Below are 18,715 nucleotides of genomic sequence, written 5' to 3'. Positions count from 1 at the left end.
GCCCGTCAGGTTGCCGGCCATGGAGTTCACCGAGTCCGTCAAGTCCTTCCAGGTGCCGGCCACGCCTTTCACCTGGGCCTGTCCGCCCAGCTTGCCCTCGGTGCCCACCTCGCGCGCCACCCGCGTCACTTCCGAAGCAAACGAGGACAGCTGGTCCACCATCACGTTGATGGTGTTCTTCAGTTCCAGGATTTCACCCTTGACGTCCACCGTGATCTTTTTCGACAGGTCGCCGTTGGCCACGGCCGTCGTCACGGCGGCGATGTTGCGCACCTGGCCCGTCAGGTTGGAGGCCATGAAGTTCACGTTGTCGGTCAAGTCCTTCCAGGTGCCGCCCACGCCGGGCACGTAGGCCTGGCCGCCGAGCTTGCCCTCGGTGCCCACCTCGCGCGCCACCCGCGTCACTTCGGAGGCGAAGGAGCGCAGCTGGTCCACCATCACGTTGATGGTGTCCTTGAGCTGCAGGATTTCGCCGCGCACGTCCACCGTGATCTTCTTCGACAGGTCGCCGTTGGCCACGGCCGTCGTCACCTCGGCGATGTTGCGCACCTGCGAGGTGAGGTTGCCGGCCATGGAGTTGACCGAGTCGGTCAAGTCCTTCCAGGTGCCGGCCACGCCTTTCACCTGGGCCTGGCCGCCCAGCTTGCCCTCGGTGCCCACCTCGCGCGCCACGCGCGTGACCTCGGAGGAGAACGACGACAGTTGTTCGACCATGGTGTTGGCCGTGGTAGCCGCCCGCAGGTACTGGCCCTTGAGCGGATGGCCGTCCACTTCCAGCGCCATGGTCTGCGACAGGTCGCCCTTGGCCACGGCGCCGATCACGCGCGCCATTTCCGTGGTCGGACGCACCAGGTCGTCGATCAGGGTGTTGACGGAGCTGATGATGGTGGCCCAGCCGCCCACCACGTTGGGCACGGAGGCGCGCTGGGTCAGCCGGCCTTCGCGGCCCACCACCCGGCTCACCTCCGTCACCGCCTTGACCATCTTTTCCTTGGTCTCGATCAGTTCATTGAGCGTATCGGCGATCTTGCCCGAGATGCCGGTCCAGTCGGACGGCATGCGGGCCGTGAAGTCACCTTTCTTGAGCGCCATCAGCGTGGCCAGCAGCAGTTTGATATCGAGCTCTTCGCGCATGTCGGTCATATTGTTCATGGGCGTGGTCCTCTAGGCTTGGGAGGGTTGGTGGGGTTGGTGGCGTTGGTCGAGCAGGGCGCGCGTGCCGGGCAGGCGGCGCCGGTGTGGTGCAGATGGGTGATCAGGTCGGCCGGCGGCATGGGCTGGCAATACAGTTCGCCCTGGTAGTAGTCGCAACCCTGGGCCCGCAGCTCGTCGAGCTGCTTCTCGTGGTTCACGCCCAGCGCCACCACCTGCATGGCCAGCGCCCGCGCCAGGTGGATCACGGCGGCCACGATGTCGGTGCCGCCACGTTCGCAGCCGATGGCGTGCACGAAGGCGCGGTCTATCTTGAGCGCGTCGAACTGCAGCCGCTTGCAGGTGGCCAGCGACGAGTGGGCGCTGCCGAAGTGGTCGAGCGCCAGCCGCACACCGGCCGCCTGCAGCTGGCGCAGCAGGGGCAGGGCGTCGTCGCCGGCGCCAAACAGCAGCGTTTCATTGAGTTCGAGCGTGACGCTGCCGGCCTGCAGCCGGTGCCGCCGCAAGACCGGCAGCAGCTGCTTCGCCAGTTCCGCGTGCAGCTGGGGCGCGGCCAGGTTGAATGCCACGCCCAGCCGGAAGGCCGGCGGCGCGTCGTGCCAGGTGGCCACCTGGGCGCAGGCGTTGGCGATGACCCAGGCGTCGAGCCGGTCGAGCAGGGCGCGGTCGTGCACGCAGGGCAGGAACTGCGGGCCGGGGATCAGACCCAGGCGCGGATGGCGCCAGTACAGCAGCGCTTCCGCGCAGTGCACCTGGCCCGTCTCCAGCGCCACCTGCGGCTGGTAGCGCAGCTCCAGCTGGTCCTGCTCCAGCGCCTGCTCCAGTTCGCGCGTCCACAATTCCCGTTCGCGTTCGCGGGCGTTGAGCTCTTCGTGGAAGAATTTGATGCTGCAGCCGGCGTCCTGCTTGGCCTGGTACATGGCCAGGTCGGCGTTGCGCATCAGGGTGCCGGCGTTGTTGCCGTCCTGCGGATAGAGGGCGATGCCGACGCTGGGCGCGCTGATGATGCGGTGGCAGCCGATCAGGTAGGGCCGGGCGCCGGCCTGTTCGATCTTGCGCGCCACGCGGGCCGCGTTGGCGGCGGCCCGTTCGCCTTCGATCAGGACCACGAATTCGTCGCCGCCGAGCCGGGCCACCACGTCCGACACGCGCACGGCCGCCGTCAGCCTGGCCGCCACCTGGCGCAGCAGCTCGTCGCCCACTTCGTGGCCATAGTGGTCGTTGACTTCCTTGAACTTGTCCAGGTCCAGGAACAGCAGGGCGAACTGGGTGCCGTGGCGGTCGGCCGACGCGACCGCGTGTTCCAGCTGCTGGATCAGCGAGCGCCGGTTGACGAGGTTGGTGAGCACGTCGCGCGTGGACAGTTCGTGGGCCCGTTGCTCGGCCTGCTTGCGTTCCTTGATCTCCGCTTCCAGTTCCTGGTTGATGCGTTCCAGGTCCTGCATGCGCTGCACCCGCAAGTCCTGGTTCAGGCGCGCCAGTTCGTCCGATTTCTTGCGCAGCTGGATGTTCTTTTTCGTTATCTCGACGAACACTTCGACCTTGGTCTGCAGGATTTGCGGGATCACGGGCGTAAACAGGTAGTCGACGGCGCCTTTCTGGTAAGCCTTGAGGCGGTTCATTTCGTCCGCATAATGGGCCGTGATGAAGATGATGGGCACGTCGGCCGAGCGGGGATGGGAGTGGATCGCCTCGGCCGTCTCGAAACCGTCCATGGCCGGCATGCTCACGTCGAGCAGGATGACGGCGAACTCATGGCGCAGCACCTGGCGCAACGCTTCCTTGCCGGAACCGGCCGTCAACAGCTGATAGCCGTTCTGCCGGGCCGAGTCCGCCAGCAAATTCTCCAGCGCAAACAGGCTGGCAGGGTCGTCGTTGACCAGGAGCACTTTCGGAATATGCACGGCGTAGCTTCAATCGGGTGAGGTCGGCGCGGTCATCTTGTGACTTGAAAGATACGCCAGTGTGCCTTGGAGTCAAGCAAAATGCGGAGCCGGCAATCTGTCTTCGCAGCAATGGCCGGCCCGGTATTTCCTGAACGAAAAAGATTAGCGGAAATTATTTCAATGCAGCGCACGATAGCTGCCCAGCCTGCTGGCTGACCCACACGGGGGCCGACCACAGCAGCTTGCCGTCGTCCTGGGTCAGCCTGGCGTAATAGAAATGCTCGCCGGGCGCGGGCGTGAAGGTGGTATCGGCCGTATACGCCAGCTCGCTGACGGTGCCGTTGCGCCCCGGAACTCCCTCGATGATAGCCAGTTCGGCCGCGCTGCGCCCCGGCCCGCCCGCGTAGCGCACGCTCAGTGCCAGCGGGCCGCAGTTGGCGAAGCGCTCGCCCATCAGGTGGCCGTTGGCCGTGAACAGGATTTGCGCCTGCTTGTCCATGGTGGCGAACACGCGGCGCGCGCGCAGGGCGGCCAGCAGGCCGGCGCTGTCGAGCGCTGTGTCGCCGGGCAACAGGATGGCGCTGCGGTTGCTGTAGGAGGCGCCCCAGTTGGCGCAATGGTTGTCCTGGTCGGAACTGAAGGCGAGATGATAGCCGGCCTCCAGCAACTGGTCGCATGCGGCCTCGTAGTTGCTGCGATGGCTTTCGCTCTCGTCCGTGCTGCGGGAAAAGGCGCTGCTGTTCATCACTTCGCACAGCACCATGACTTCGTCGCCGTCGGCCGTGTAGCCCAATGGCACGCCGCCAGCCTTGAACTGGCCGGGGGCCGGATGGTTGAACTGGCCCAGCCAGCCGCGGCTGCGCATCAGGCTGTACAGGGCGGCGTAGTCGCTTTTGGCCGTTTTTGTGTCGGCCAGCAACTGGCCGCTGCCGTTGCGCTCCCAACCCAGCAGTTCCGGACTGTTGAAGATGTTCAGGTGGCCGCCGTTGGCGATCACGCCCCATTCCTGGCCGTAGATGGCGAGAAAGCCGGGGTGGCCCCCGTTGTAGTCGCTCGCCTCCTGCAAGCCGCGCCGGTACAGGGCCGTCGCTTGCTGCGGATCGGCGTTGACATTGGTGCCGTCCGAGCCGTCGTACATGTGGTTGTGTTCCGACGTCATGAGGAAATCGAGGCCGTGGGCCTGGGCGTAGGCATAGGCGTCGGCCGGGCCGAGGGCGGCGCTTTGCGGGTCTTGGGCGCCGGTGCAGTGGGCCAGGTCGCCGCCGCCGTCGCTGTGGTTGGTCTGGCTGTGCAGGTTGCCGTAATAGACGGTGTACGGCGGCGCGTCGGCGGCCGCGGCAGCCACGGTGGCCGGGGGCGCCGGCGGCTGGTCGGCGCCCGTCGCGCGCGCCGCGTGGGCCCGCATCGGATGGAACGGCGGCAGCGGCAATATGGGGGCGTTGCCGGCCGAGACGGGCCACGCCTGGTCGATGACGCTGGTGCCGGCCACGGCGTGCAGCCGCAGGCGGTAGCGGGCAGCGGGAGCATCGGCCGCGCCCGCCGCTGCGCCGGCCGGGCGGCCATCCCAGCGCAGCGTGATGGTGCGCGGCTGTGCGCCCAGCATGGCGCTGCCGTGCCAGCTGCGCAGCGGGGCGCCGTTTGATCCCTGCAACGTCAGCCGCCACCACGCCCGGTGGCGCCGGCCCTGGTCGGGATAGCTGAGGTGCATGGTGATGGTGCGCGGCGCGCCGGCGCTGGCGCGGTAGGGAACGTCGAGTGCGGCGTCGAATTCGCGGTGGTCGGGCGGCTCGGCCTGGCGGCCCTGGGCCGTGCCGGCGCAGGTGATCGACGCCAGCGCCGCCAGCGCTGTCAGCGCCGCCGCAGTTGCGCGCGCGCCGCTGCACGTTGGCGCGCTTCCCGTTAATATAGCGGCTGCCTTCCGCTTGGCGTTCGCGTCCACAACTATCTCCTTGCAACTGAACGTTAGAGCGCAAGGGGATGCCGCCGGTTCCGCATCGCGCGCGAATCAGGCCGCATGACTGTTGATATATGTCGCAACGCCGATAACAAGGCCGGGCTTTTGCAGGTAAACATGGTTACCCGGCGTCATTAATAGTATGCTGCTGTGATGCAAATTTCTTTTGATCGGGCGTCCCGCGCAGGCTGTCGTGGCCTGGTTTTATTCAGACATAAAGTGATGGACGATGCGCACATTGGCTAACCTGAGAAAGGCAGTGACGAGTTCGCGCATGCTGATCTGGGGCGTGGGCGCGTCACTGGCGCTGGCGGTCGGCATGACGCTGTACGCGGCCGCGCTGAAAACGGTGGAGGACGACGCCGAGCAACGTTTCCAGAACCTGACCCGCAGCACCCAATACAGCATTTCGGCCCGCGTCAAATCGTATTCCGACCTGGTGCGGGGCCTGGTGGCGCTGTTCCAGACCACCGACCAGCTGAGCCGCCTGCAATTTCACCAGTACGTCGACAGCCTGGACTTGCCGCAGCACTTCGCCGCCATCGAGGCGCTGACGTGGGCGCCGCTGGTGATGGATAGCCAGCGCGACGCTTTCGTGGCGTCGGTGCGGGCCGACCGCTCGCTGGTGCCGCAAGGCTACCCCAATTTCGACATCAAGCCGCCCGGCCGGCGTCCGCACTACGCGGTGTTGACCTACCTGGAGCCGACCGCGCTGGCGAAGGAGAAGATGGGCGTCGACATCGCCGCCAATCCCGCCATCGACCGCGCCATGGAACTGTCGCGCGACAGCGGCCAGGTGGGCGCGTCGGGCCAGCCCATCGTCGTCAAGCTGCCCACGCCGCACATCGGCCTGGGCATGCGCCTGCCCGTGTACCGGCGCGGCATGGACCTGACCGACGTGCCCAGCCGGCGCGCCGCCTATCTGGGCACGGTGGGCATAGGCTTCAGCGTGCCCAAGCTGGTGCAGGGCGCGATTGACGAGATGGCCGTGCGCCAGGTCCACCTGACCTTGTACGCGGACGGCAGCACCGACGTCGAACAGCGCCGCCTGGTGATCGAAAAGACGGACCGCTTGCTGTTCAACGACAACGGCTCCATGCAGGCGAGCACGGTGCCGGACGGCCACCTGGCCGAATATTTCCAGTCCGTGCTGCCCATCGACTTCAACGGCAGCTTGTGGAAGGCCCATTTCGTGGTGCGCAAGGCCGACCTGCTCACCGTGTTCGACAGCTATTTCCCCACCATCGCGCTGGGCACGGGCTTTGCCGGCACGATGTTAATCTACGGTTATTTCTTCATGCTGTATTCGTCGCGCCGCAGCGCCATCAAGCAGCGCCTGCTGCTCGATACCGTGCTCAACAACATCGACGCCCGGGTCTACATGAAGAGCCAGGACCGGCGCTACATCTATGCCAATGCCAAGGTGGCGCAGGTGCTGGGTGTGCCCGTGCAGGACATCATCGGCAAGCTGGACCGGGACCTGATGCCGGCCGCCGCCGCCGATGCGGCCTGGGCCGAGGACCGCGCCGTGTTTGCCGACAATGTCAAGCGGGCCGGCGAGGAACAATACACCGACGGCGACGGCGGCGTGCACCACCTGTGGACGGTCAAGGTGCCGGTCGAGATCGACCGCGCCGAGACGGCCGTCATCGCCTTGTCGACGGACGTGACGGAATTGCACAAGCTCAAGGAACAGGCGGACGCGGCCAACCAGGCCAAGAGCGATTTCCTGTCCAATATGAGTCACGAAATCCGCACCCCGATGAACAGCATCATCGGCATGGCCCACCTGGCGCTGAAGGCCGTGAGCGACCCCAAGCAGCGCGATTACCTGGGCAAGATTTTCCATTCCAGCCAGCATTTGCTGGGCATCATCAACGACATCCTGGACTTTTCCAAGATCGAGGCCGGCAAGATGGAACTGGAAGTGGCCGATTTCGCGCTCGATACGTTGCTGAGCAACCTCTCCAGCCAGTTGGGCGAGAGCGCCGCGCGCAAGGGGCTGGAACTGGTGTACGAAGTGTGGCCCGGCCTGTCGCACCAGCTGCGCGGCGACCCGCTGCGGCTGGAGCAGGTGCTGCTGAATTTCACTAACAACGCCATCAAGTTCTCCGAGAACGGCAAGATCCACGTCCGGGCCCGCCCCGTGGAAGACCGCGACAACACGACGCTGGTGCGCTTCGAAGTGCAGGACGAGGGCATAGGCATGACGCTGAGCCAGATGGGCAACCTGTTCCAGTCCTTCCACCAGGCCGACACCTCCACCACCCGCAAGTACGGCGGCACGGGGCTGGGCCTGGTCATCAGCAAGCAGCTGGCCGAACTGATGGGCGGCACGGTGGGCGTGGAAAGCCGGCTGGGCGAAGGCAGCACGTTCTGGTTCACGGCGCGCCTGGCCAAGGGCACCAGTTTCCTTGAACCCGACCACGATGCCGTCCAGCCGGACGTGCTCGACAGCATACGGGGCGCCTCCATCCTGCTGGTGGAAGACAATATTTTCAGCCAGCAAGTGGGGCAGGAATTGCTGGAAGATGCGGGGGCCACCGTGGCCGTGGCCAACAACGGCAAGGAAGCGATCGACATGCTGTTGCGCCAGCGCTATGACTGCGTGCTGATGGACGTGCAGATGCCCGTCATGGACGGTTTCGAGGCCACCCGCCTGATCCGCTCCGACCCCCGGCTGCAGGCCACGCTGGTGATCGCCATGACGGCCAACGCGGGCCGCGAAGACCAGCGCCGCTGCATCGAGGCCGGCATGGACGAATTCGTGACCAAGCCGATCGCGCCCCAGCTGCTGTTCAACGTGCTGTCGAAATGGATGAACCAGCGTGCGCGGGCGGCCGGGCCGCTGACCCCGGCCAACGCGCCGCCGGCCGTGCTGGTGCCGGACGTGGTCTTGCCGGTGCCGTCGGCCGCGCCGTCGGCCGCCGGCCCGGCGCCGGGCGCCGCGCCGGTATCGCCAGCGGTAGCCACCGCAACACCGGACGCCGCCCCGGTGCCGAAAACTGCCCCGGCCCCGGCGGCAGGGCCAGCCGCTGCCGCGATGGCGGTGGAAGCCGGCGCCACGGCGGCCGCCAAACCCGCCGTTGCGGCGCCAGACGCGGGCGCACCGCCCGTCGTGACGCCAAACGCTGCGACACCGGCCGTTGCAACGCCAGGCGCCGCAACGCCAATGCCGGGCGCTCCGGCCCCGGCCGCCATCGGTGCCGCGAGCCCGCCGGCCGTCTCCGTCCAGGGCGCGGCCCCGCCCGCTGAGGACGGTGAAATGTTCGACCTGGTGGCCCTGGGCCAGACCTTCGGCAACAAGCCCGACAAGATGCGCAAGTACGCCATGCTGTTCCTGGCCTCGGCCCGGGACGGTATGGTGGAGGTGGACGCGGCGCTGGCCAACGGTGACCTGCCGCAGTTGTCGGAACTGGGCCACCGCATCAAGTCCTCGGCGCGGGCGGTCGGCGCCATGCGTTTTGGTAACCTGTGCCTGGCGCTGGAGCAGATGCGCCAGCAGCCCGACCTCGCGCGGGCACGCCAGTTGGTGGCGCAGATGCACACTACGCTGGCCCAGCTGAACGAATTGGTGGCGCAGGAATTGCTGGCGCTGGCGCCGGGCTGAGCCCGGCGCCGGGCATGCGGAGGGCGGCGGGGGGAATTAAGGCCGGCAGCCGGGCGGATTTTGCGGCGCGGGCGACATGAAAGTCACCGTGTCGTTGCAAATCAGATAAGCCAACTGCCATTTGCCCTGGCTGCGGGCGGCCACCTTGGCAGTGTGCAACAGCAGGCGCGCGCCTTCGTAATTGCGCAGCAGGCGCACCACGGCCGGGCCGTTGGGATCGTCGTTCTGGCGCGGCGTCAGTTCCACCGTCAGGTCGCCCAGCGATTCGACCACCGTCTTGCTGTAGGGCGGCGCATCGAGCTCCAGCGTGCGCCCGGCGATGCCGGTGCCCTGGATGGAAATGGAATAGTGGGGCGGCGGCACTTCCTCGACGCCCCTCGCCTGGACCGCAGCGGCAGCCGCTCCCAATGCACACACAAGGCAAAATCCTGCGGGGCGAAACGACATGCGGTACTCCAAGGGCTGGAAACGCATTGATGGTACTGTATCTTGCAGTGTGAAATTCTCTCCAAATATTGCGTGATCGCCGCCGCCGGCGGTAAAAAGATCGGCCATCCCCTGCCCAGGGGGCTGCGCAGAGTCGCGCCAGCGGCGATAATGCGCATGGCGCCAACCCGGCGCCAGCCACGAAACGGAGTCCCATGCATTCGAGCGTCACCCCCGGCCTGCTGATCTTGCACGGCAACCAGATGGAACAGCTGCGCGCGGCCGTGTTCCAGTGGCTGCGCAACCATCCGCTGGGGCCGCTGGAACAGGATATCTTCCTGGTGCAGTCGAACGGCGTGGCCGAATGGCTCAAGATTGCCCTGGCCGAGGAACTGGGCGTGTGCGCCGCCACCCGCGTGGCCTTGCCGGCCCGCTTCCTGTGGGATACCTACCGCGGCATGCTGGGGCGCGAGCGGGTGCCGGCCCTGTCGGCCTTCGACAAGGGCCCCCTCACGTGGCGCCTGATGCGCTTGCTGCCCACGCTGCTGGGCCAGCCCGTGTTCGCGCCGCTGCGCCACTTCCTGGCCGACGGCGAGGCCGAGCGCCGCCTGCAGCTGGCCGAGCGGCTGGCCGACCTGTTCGACCAGTACCAGGTGTACCGTGCCGACTGGCTGGCCGACTGGGCCGCCGGGCGCGACCAGCTGCGCAGCGCGCGCGGCGAAACGGCACCGCTGCCGCCCGACCAGTGCTGGCAAGGCCAGTTGTGGCGGGCCGTGATCGCCGACGTGGCGCCGGAGGAGCGTGAACTGGGCCGGGCCACTGTCCACACGGAATTCGTGCGCGCCATCGGCGCCGGCGCGGCGCCGGCCGGGCGCCTGCCGCGCCGCATCGTGCTGTTCGGCGTGTCGGCGCTGCCGTACCAGAGCCTGCAGGCGCTGGCCTCGCTGGCACGCCATACCCAGGTGCTGCTGGCCGTGCCCAATCCCTGCCAGTTCTACTGGGGCGACATCATCGAAGGGCGCGACCTGCTGCGCGCGGCCCACCGCCGCCAGCAGCTGCGCAACGGCCAGGACCTGGGCCAGATCCCGCTGGAAGAACTGCACGCCCACAGCCACCCGCTGCTGGCCAGCTGGGGGCGCCAGGGCCGCGATTTCATCCGCATGCTCGACGAATTCGACGCCGAGGCGGCAGCCGCCGCCGAAGCGCAGGGCGACGAGGGCAGCGCGCCGCTGCGGGTCGACCTGTTCAGCGACGGCGAGGCCGAGTCCCTGCTGGGCCAGGTGCAGGCCGCCGTACGCGACTTGCTGCCCCTGTCCGAGCATCCCCACTGTGCGCCGCCGGACACGGACCGCTCGATCGAATTCCACGTCGCCCACAGCGTCCAGCGCGAGGTGGAAGTGCTGCACGACCAACTGCTGGCCATGTTCGCGGCCGGCGGCGACACGCCCTTGCGCCCGCGCGACGTGGTGGTGATGGTGCCCGACATCGACACCTGCTCGGCCGCCATCCACGCCGTGTTCGCCCAGCACAAGCGCAGCGACCCGCGCTACATCCCGTTCGAGATCGCCGATGTCAAGGACCGCAGCGTCAACCCGCTGCTGGTGGCGCTGGAATGGCTGCTGCGATTGCCCCAGCAGCGCTGCCGCCAGAGCGAAGTGCGCGACTTGCTGGACGTGCCGGCGCTGGCCAGCCGTTTTGGCCTGGGGCCGGAAGACTTGCCCACGCTGGGCCTGTGGATAGAAGGGGCCGGCGTGCGCTGGGGCCTGGACCAGGCCCACCGCGACGGCCTGGGATTGGGTTCGGCCGGCGAACAGAATGCGTGGATCTTCGGCGTGCGGCGCATGCTGCTCGGCTACGCCAGCGGCGGGGGCGCCAGTTTCGCCGGCATCGAACCGTACGCGGAAGTGGGCGGCCTCGATGCCGCCCTGGCCGGCTCGCTGGCGCAGCTGCTGGAAGCGCTGCTGCACTGGCGCGCGCTGCTGGCCCGGTCCCGTTCCCCGGCCGACTGGGGCGTGCAGGCGCGGGCGCTGCTGGCCACCTTCTTCGACGGCGCCGAGGAGCATGACCGCCTCACGCTGGCCCAGCTCAGCGACACGCTCAACCACTGGCTGTCCACCTGCGAGGCGGCCCAGTTCGACGAAGCCGTGCCGCTGGCCGTGCTGCGCGAGGCGTGGCTTGGTGCGCTGGACGAACCGACGCTGGACCACCAGTTCGTCTCCGGCGGCGTGACTTTCTGCACGCTGATGCCGATGCGCGCCGTGCCGTTCCGCGTCGTGTGCCTGCTGGGCATGAACGACGGCGACTTCCCGCGCCGCGCGCCCAAGGCCGACTTCGACCTGCTGGCGCAGCCGGGCATGGCCCGCCCCGGCGACCGTTCGCGCCGCGACGACGACCGTTACCTGATGCTGGAGGCGCTGCTGGCCGCGCGCGACAAACTGTACGTGAGCTGGGTGGGACGCAATGTGCGCGACAACAGCGAACAGCCGCCGTCGGTGCTGGTGTCGCAGCTGCGCGACTACCTCGTCAACGGCTGGGGCCTGGATCTGCACGCGCGCACCACCGAGCATGCGCTGCAGCCGTTCAGCCGCCGCTATTTCGAGGCCGGCGGCCTGCTGACCTATGCCGGCGAGTGGCGCGCCGCCCACGCCGACAAGGACGCGCAGCAGGGCGCGGCCGAACTGCCGCCGTTCGAGATCGATGACAAGTACCGGCTCAAGCTGTCGGCGCTGGCCAGCTTCCTGCGCCAGCCGGTGCGCTACTTCTTCCGCCAGCGCCTGGGCGTGATCTTCGGCGAGGCGGCAATGGTGGGCGAGGACGAGGAACCGTTCTCGCTCAACGCGTTGGAACGCTATCTGCTCGAAGACGTGATGCTGGACGACGAGGGCGCCGACGCCGAGCAGCTGGAGGACGTGCGCGACCACCTGTCCGCCCGCGCCGAGCGGCTGGCGCGCGAAGGCGTGCTGCCCATCGGCCTGATCGGCCAGCAGTGGCAGCGCCAACTGGTGGACGCGCTGGTGCCCGTGCGCTGCGCCTGGCTCACGCTGCGCCAGCACTATCCGCAGGCCGCGCCCAAGCTGGCCCTGAGCCTGGAGCTGTCGGGCGTGCCGCTGGACGACTGGCTCGACCACCTGCGCAGCAACGGCAGCGACACCGTGTGGCTGACGCAGATGTCGTCCAAGGTGACGGACAAGGCCGGCCAGGCGCGTGGCGACAAGCTGATCCCCATGTGGCTGCGCCAGCTGGCCGCGGCGGCGGCCGGCATGCCCGTCACCGGCTACCTGGTGGCGCGTGACGCCATCGTCACCATGGCGCCGCTGGAGCAGGGCGCGGCGCTGCAGGCGCTGCACGACCTGGTCAGCATCTGGCGCGACGGCATGCACCGCCCGCTGCCCACGGCCTGCAAGACGGCGCTGGCGCTGGCCCAGGGCGGCGACCCGCGCGCCGTGTACGACGGCGGTTTCGAAATCAAGGGCGAGAACGAAGACCTGTGCCTGGCGCGCCTGTGGCCGGACTTCGCCGCGCTGTCGGCCGAGGAATTGTGGGCCGATTGCGCCCAGGCCCTGTATGGCCCGCTGGCCGATTGGCTCAAGGATCACATCACGGTCGAACAGATCGCCGACGACGGGGAACACGCATGACGCAACTGCTGGCACCATTGACCTTCCCGCTGCACGGCTCGCGCCTGATCGAGGCCAGCGCCGGCACCGGCAAGACGTGGACCATCGCCGCCCTGTATGTGCGGCTGGTGCTGGGCCACGGCGGCGAGGACGGCTATATGCGCCCGCTGCTGCCGGCCGATATCCTGGTGATGACCTTCACGCGCGCGGCCACGCGCGAGCTGTCGAACCGGGTGCGCGAACGGTTGGTGGAGGCGGCTGCCTACTTCCGTGGTCAGACGGCGCGGCCGGACGACTATCTGGACGCCCTGCTGGAATCGTATCCCGACCACGCGGCGCGCCAGCAGGCCGCGCACCGCCTGATGCTGGCGGCCGAGACGATGGACGAAGCGGCCATCTTCACCATCGACGCCTGGTGCCAGCGCATGTTGCGCGAGCACGCCTTTGACAGCGGCAGCCTGTTCGACGAGGAACTGGTGAGCGACGAGCAAACCCTGTTCGACGATGCGGCCCACGACTACTGGCGCCAGCAAGTCTATCCCCTCAACGCCGGCGCGCTGGAAGCGCTGCTGTCCTGCTGGGGCGACGTGGAAGCGTTGAAGAAATCCGTGCGCGAACTGGCCAGGCGGGCCGACGGCGCCGCCGACGAGGGCACGGAACCACTGGCGCTGCTGATCGCCCGCGTGCTGCGCGAACAGCAAGCCACGCTGGTGGCGCTCAAGCAGGACTGGCACGCGCGCGCCAGCCGCATGGAGCAGTGGATCGCGGCCCAGCGCGAAGCCAACCCCAAATGCTTCAACGGCAACAAGATGCGCGCCGATTCGCTGGTGGCCTGGTTCGACGGCCTGCGCGCGTGGGCGCAGGCGCCGCATCAGCTGATGCCCGACATCTCGGCCACGGCCTGGAAGCGGCTCACGCCGGACGGCATCGCGGACGCGTATTCGAAAGGCTACGCGGCCGACGTACCCGACGACTTCGACGCCATGGCGCCGCTGCAGCAGGCGCTGGCGGCCATCGCGCCGCTGTCGCACGCGCTGTATCGCCACGCGGCGGCCAGCGTGGCGCGGCGCATGGCGGAGCTCAAGCGGCGCAACCGCCAGTTCGGCTTTGCCGACATGCTGGACCGCCTGAACGCGGCCCTGCAGGGCGAGAACGCGGAGGCGCTGCGCAAGCGCATCACGGAACAGTATCCGGTGGCGATGGTGGACGAGTTCCAGGACACGGCGCCCAACCAGTACCAGATCTTCAACCTGCTGTACCGCGTAGCCGACAACGACCCGCGCCATGGCCTGTTCCTGATCGGCGATCCCAAGCAGTCGATCTACGGCTTCCGCGGCGCCGACATCCACAGCTACCTGTCGGCGCGGCTGGCCACCACGGGCCGCCACTACCAGCTGGGCACCAACTTCCGCTCCACGGCCGGCGTGGTCGATGCCGTCAACCGCCTGTTCCTGCACGCGGAAGGGGCGGGCGAGGGCACCGGCTTCCCGCGCGGCGCCTTCCGCTTCCGCAAGGATGGCGTCAACCCGCTGCCGTTCGAGGCCGTGGGCGCGCGGGGCCGCGCCGAACGGCTGGTCAACGCGGCCGGCGACGTGCAAGCCATGGCCGTGTGCTGCACGGCGGCGCCGGACATGCGCAAGGAAGGCTATCTGGACTTCTTCGCCCACCACTGCGCGGAACACATCGTGGCGCAGCTGAACGACGAACGGGCCGGCTTCGACAGCCCGCAGGGCTTTGTGCGCCTGCAGCCGGCCGACATCGCCGTGCTGGTGCGCGACCGCAGGGAGGCCGCCGCCATCCGGCGCGCCCTGCAGCGGCGCAAGGTGGCCAGTGTCTACCTGTCCGACAAGGATTCCGTGATCGACAGCGACGAGGCGGCAGACGTGCTGCGCTGGCTGTCGGCGCTGGCCAATCCGCTCGACGGCGCGCTGGCCCGCGCCGCCTTCGCCACCCGCACGGCCGGGCTGCCGCTGGCCGAACTGGCCCGCCTCACGTCGGACGAACTGGTATGGGAAGAGCGGGTGGAGCAGCTCAAGGCGCTGCACATCGTCTGGCAGCGCCAGGGCGTGCTGGCCATGCTGCGCCGCTTCATCCACGAACTGGGGCTGCCGGCCGCGCTGTTGGCGCAGGCCGGCGGCGAGCGGCGCCTGACCAACCTGCTGCACCTGGCCGAATTGCTGCAATCGGCCAGCCGCCAGCTCGATGGCGAGCAGGCGCTGATACGCTGGCTGGCCGAGCAGATCGACGGCGGCACGGACGGCGGCGACGAACGGGTGCTGCGGCTGGAAAGCGATGCGGAACTGGTCAAGGTGGTCACGGTCCACAAATCCAAGGGCCTGGAATATCCGCTGGTGTACCTGCCGTTCGCCGTCACGGCGCGCAAGGTGGAACGGCGCAATCGCAGCTTCTTCGAATACACGGACGATGCCGGCGCGCGCCAGATCGACCTGGCCCTGACGGATGCGGCGCTGGAAGCGGTGGAGCGGGCCCGCATCGAGGAAGACTTGCGTCTGCTGTACGTGGCGCTGACCCGGGCCCGTCACGCGCTGTGGCTGGGCGTGGCCGCGCTGGCCGGCCGCAAGGCGGGCGAGAATACCTTGCATGAATCGGCCCTGGGCTATCTGTTGACGGGCGGCGAAAGCTTGCCGGTCGAGCTGTTGCTGGAGCGCTGGCAGTATCTGCGCGGCGATTGCGCCGCCATCGCCATCCATGCGCTGGCGCAGGATCAGCAATTCACGGTGCTGGAGCGGGTCGAGCAGCGGCCGCCTTTGCTGGAGACGGCGCCGTACACGGGCAGTTTTGAGCGCGACTGGTCGGTGGGCAGCTTCAGCTCGCTGGCGCGGCGTACGGGCCCCGCCGGCGGCGCGCCCGTGCCGCGCCATGCCTTGCAGGAAAAATTGCTGGAATCGGAAGACAGTCCTGCGATGGCGCGCACGGAAGACGCGCCCTGGCACCGTTTTCCGCGCGGTTCCGTGCCCGGCAATTTCCTGCATGAACAACTGGAATGGATGGGGCAGGAAGGCTTCGACATCGTCGAGCGCGACTATTTCGAGACGGCGCTGACGCGGCGCGTGGAGCGGGCCGGCTGGAGCCACCGGCTGGACGATACGGTAGCCTGGCTGCGCGCCATCGCCGGCACGCTCTTGCCGGAACTGGGCGCGCCGCTGTGCCGCATCACCACGGCCTTGCCGGAGATGGAGTTCTGGTTCCCCAGCGAGCGGCTCAGTTCCGGCGCACTGGACCGCTTGTGCCGCACGCATCTGCTGGATGGCGTGCCCCGGCCAGCCTTGCCGGAGCGCCAGCTGCACGGCATGTTGAAAGGTTTTACCGATCTGGTGTTTGAGCATGAAAACCGTTACTGGGTGATGGATTACAAGTCCAACGCCCTGGGCGCGGGCGACAGCGCTTACCACCGGCAGGCGCTGGCGGCCGGCATGGCCGAGCACCGTTACGACATCCAGGGCGCGATCTACATGCTGGCCCTGCACCGTCTGCTGCGCAGCCGGCTGGGCGCGGCCTACGACCCTGCCCAACACCTGGGCGGGGCCATCTTCCTGTTCCTGCGCGGCATCGCCCATCCGCAAACGCACGGCTGCTACCTGCTGGCGCCGGACCTGATCTTGCTGGACGGACTGGATCACTTACTGGACGAAACGAACGAGCTTGCCTATGACCATGATGCGTGAGCCGGCCCTGTTCGCCGTGCTGGACGAGCTGACCGACGGCGGCCAGTTGCGGCGCCTGAGCGGCGCATTTGCGCGCTTTATCGGCTCCGTTGGCGGCAGTACGCCACAATTGATGGTGGCGTGCGCCTTGCTGTCGGAACTGGAAGGACGCGGCCACAGCTGCCTGCTGCTGGCCGACCTGGCCGCCGCGCCGGCCGTCCTGATGGGCTGGACGCAAGAGCAGTGGCAACCGTTGCGCGACGCAGTGGGCCACTGGCCGCAAGATGTGGCTGCCTGGCGCGCCGCGCTGGCCGGCTCCGACCAGGTGTGGCCCGTGGGCGACCTGGACTTCCAGCAGCCGCTGGTGCTGGACGGCGAACGGCTCTACCTGCGCCGCTACTGGCGCGACGAAACCCAGGTGGCGCAGGCCGTACGCAGCCGGGCGCTGGCCGTGCAGGCGCCGGATGTGGTCGAAGTGCGGCGCTGGCTCGATGTGCTGTTCGACCACGCGCCCCGCGAAGGGGGCGCCGACTGGCAGAAGATCGCCTGCGCCGTCGCCATGCGCGGCCAGCTGGGCATCATCACGGGCGGTCCCGGCACGGGCAAGACTTACACGGTGGCCCGTCTGCTGGCGCTGCTGTTCGCCACCGAAGGCCAGCACAAGGCCGGCATGCGTATCGCCATGGCGGCGCCCACGGGCAAGGCGGCGGCCCGGCTCAAGCAATCGATAGACCAGGCGCTGGACGTGCTGGCCGCCAAGGTGGGGCCGGCCCTGCCGCTGCACGAGCTGGCGGCCCGCATGGGCGCGGCCCGCACCCTGCACAGCCTGCTGGGTGCCCGGCCCGATACGCGGGCGTTCCAGCATCATGCGGGCAATCCGCTGGAAGTTGACGTCCTGATCGTGGACGAAGCGTCCATGATCCACCTGGAAATGATGGCCTCGCTGCTGGCGGCCTTGCCATCCCATGCGCGGCTCATCCTGCTCGGCGATAAGGACCAGCTCGCCTCCGTCGAGGCGGGTGCCGTGTTGGGCGACTTGTGTCATCAGGCCGAGACGGGCGGCTACGACGAGGCCACGCTGGATTACGTGGCCGCCGCGACCGGCCAGGCCGTACCGGTTACGTTCCACGGCCAAGGTGGCCCGATCGCACAACAAACGGTGATGTTGCGGCAGAGCCGTCGATTCGGCGGTCCGATCGGCGCGCTGGCGCTGGCCGTCAACGCGGGTGACAGTATCAAGGCGCAGGAAGTGCTGCGCGGCACGACCGACGGCACGGTGGCGTGGATAGAGCCGGCCCAGCAGGCCGACGTGGTGCAACTGGCCCTGTCGGGCCGGGCCGGCGTGGGCGGCGGCTACCAGGCTTATCTGAAGCTGATCCGGGCCGGGGCGCCGGAAGGGGGCGGGCATGACGGCTGGGTCGCCGCCGTGCTGCAAGAGTTTGAAGCGTTCCGCATCCTGTGCGCCGTGCGCGAAGGGGAGTGGGGCGTTGCCGGGCTGAACGAAGTCATCGAACAAAGGCTGGAAACGGCGGGGCTGATACGGCGGCGCGGCGAATGGTATGTGGGCCGTCCCGTCATGGTCACGCGCAACGATTACGGCACGGGCGTGTTCAACGGCGACATCGGCTTGACGCTGGCCGACCCGGCCCGTCCCGGCGCCTTGCGCGTGTACTTCTCGGAAGGCGACCGCATCCGCAGCGTGCTGGCCACCCGCCTGCGCAATGTGGAAACGGCGTTCGCCATGACGGTGCACAAATCGCAAGGTTCCGAGTTCAATCACACCGTGCTGGCCTTGCCGCGCGACGGCGGCAGCGGCCTCGCGCGCGAGCTGGTCTACACCGGCATCACGCGCGCCCGCAGCTACTTCACCCTCGTCTCGCCCAGCGCCCAGCTGCTACAGGAAGCCATCGCCCAGCGCACCCAGCGCGCGTCCGGTTTGCGTGGCCTGCTGGATAACTAAGCCACCCGACGATATTTAAAATAATTGGCGACCGGAAAACAATAAATAGCAAGCCGAGCAAAAGTCACGCGATATCTCACAGGCAAATAATGGGAGAAAGCGGCGAGCGAAAAAAAATGGGGACGTACCCCTTTTTTTTAAAGAATGGGGTGAAACAGTTATTAAGAAAATGGGGACGTACCCCATTTTTTATATTCCATCTTTTAAAATGGGGTACGTCCCCATTTATCCCGTCCCCACTTATCTCGCTATTTATCTTGTCCGCAATTATTCTCCTCGATTCATAAGTGGTATCCAGGCGGGGTAACGCCTGATTTGCCGTCGCGTTATGCCGCACTGGCTGCCTGTCGGCGGCGCATGCCGGCCGGATTATGCTAATTGTTGGCGCGTAAGTGTCATTTTCTGGCATGAGGCGGGTGTGCCGTGCTGGTGTGGAGATAGAGTC

At 67.8% G+C, this 18,715-nt stretch carries 8 protein-coding genes; 4 read left to right on the top strand and 4 right to left on the bottom strand.

The window, feature by feature from the left end; genetic code table 11:
• The 3 genes from AC3WOS_RS14730 to AC3WOS_RS14720 form a co-directional block, all read right to left on the bottom strand.
• On the bottom strand, positions 1–1,152 hold a 1,152-nt coding region (locus AC3WOS_RS14730), incomplete at its 3' end, for a HAMP domain-containing protein (RefSeq protein WP_492716771.1).
• The gene (locus AC3WOS_RS14725; protein WP_492716770.1) at positions 1,149–3,056 is read right to left on the bottom strand and encodes a putative bifunctional diguanylate cyclase/phosphodiesterase; all 1,908 of its coding nucleotides are present in this window, start codon (positions 3,054–3,056) and stop codon (positions 1,149–1,151) included. The genes AC3WOS_RS14725 and AC3WOS_RS14730, both read right to left, overlap by 4 nt.
• A 154-nt stretch (positions 3,057–3,210) precedes the next feature.
• Positions 3,211–4,977 (bottom strand): CehA/McbA family metallohydrolase, encoded by a 1,767-nt coding sequence (locus tag AC3WOS_RS14720; RefSeq protein WP_492716769.1) that lies wholly within the window; start codon positions 4,975–4,977, stop codon positions 3,211–3,213.
• A 244-nt stretch (positions 4,978–5,221) separates the two neighbouring features.
• On the opposite strand from AC3WOS_RS14720, the gene AC3WOS_RS14715 reads away from it, so the two are divergent.
• Positions 5,222–8,602, top strand: a complete 3,381-nt coding sequence (locus AC3WOS_RS14715; protein WP_492716768.1) for a CHASE domain-containing protein — start codon at positions 5,222–5,224, stop codon at positions 8,600–8,602.
• A gap of 36 nt (positions 8,603–8,638) precedes the next feature.
• Here the strand turns inward: AC3WOS_RS14715 and AC3WOS_RS14710 are convergent, their stop codons facing one another.
• Positions 8,639–9,019, bottom strand: coding sequence for a hypothetical protein (locus tag AC3WOS_RS14710; RefSeq protein ID WP_492716767.1), 381 nt, complete (start codon positions 9,017–9,019; stop codon positions 8,639–8,641).
• Positions 9,020–9,243: 224 nt separating this feature from the next.
• Between AC3WOS_RS14710 and recC the strand changes: the two genes are divergently transcribed.
• From recC to recD, 3 genes are read left to right on the top strand one after another with little or no spacing between them, the layout of a single operon-like run.
• Complete coding sequence (gene recC, locus AC3WOS_RS14705) at positions 9,244–12,666, top strand: exodeoxyribonuclease V subunit gamma (RefSeq protein WP_492716766.1); 3,423 nt, start codon at positions 9,244–9,246, stop codon at positions 12,664–12,666.
• Positions 12,663–16,331 carry an exodeoxyribonuclease V subunit beta gene (recB, locus tag AC3WOS_RS14700; RefSeq protein WP_492716765.1) on the top strand — a complete coding sequence of 1,223 codons (3,669 nt, stop codon included), beginning with the start codon at positions 12,663–12,665 and terminating at the stop codon, positions 16,329–16,331. Before recC ends, recB begins: the two co-directional genes overlap by 4 nt.
• Entirely contained in the window at positions 16,315–18,270 is a 1,956-nt protein-coding gene (gene recD / locus AC3WOS_RS14695; protein ID WP_492716764.1) for an exodeoxyribonuclease V subunit alpha, read from the top strand. The genes recB and recD overlap by 17 nt, the downstream gene beginning before the upstream one ends.
• Positions 18,271–18,715 lie beyond the last annotated feature (445 nt).

The organism is Rugamonas sp. FW305-51, from assembly GCF_058786935.1.
Note: the sequence above shows the minus strand (reverse complement) of the source record. Positions and strands in the feature narration are given on the sequence as shown.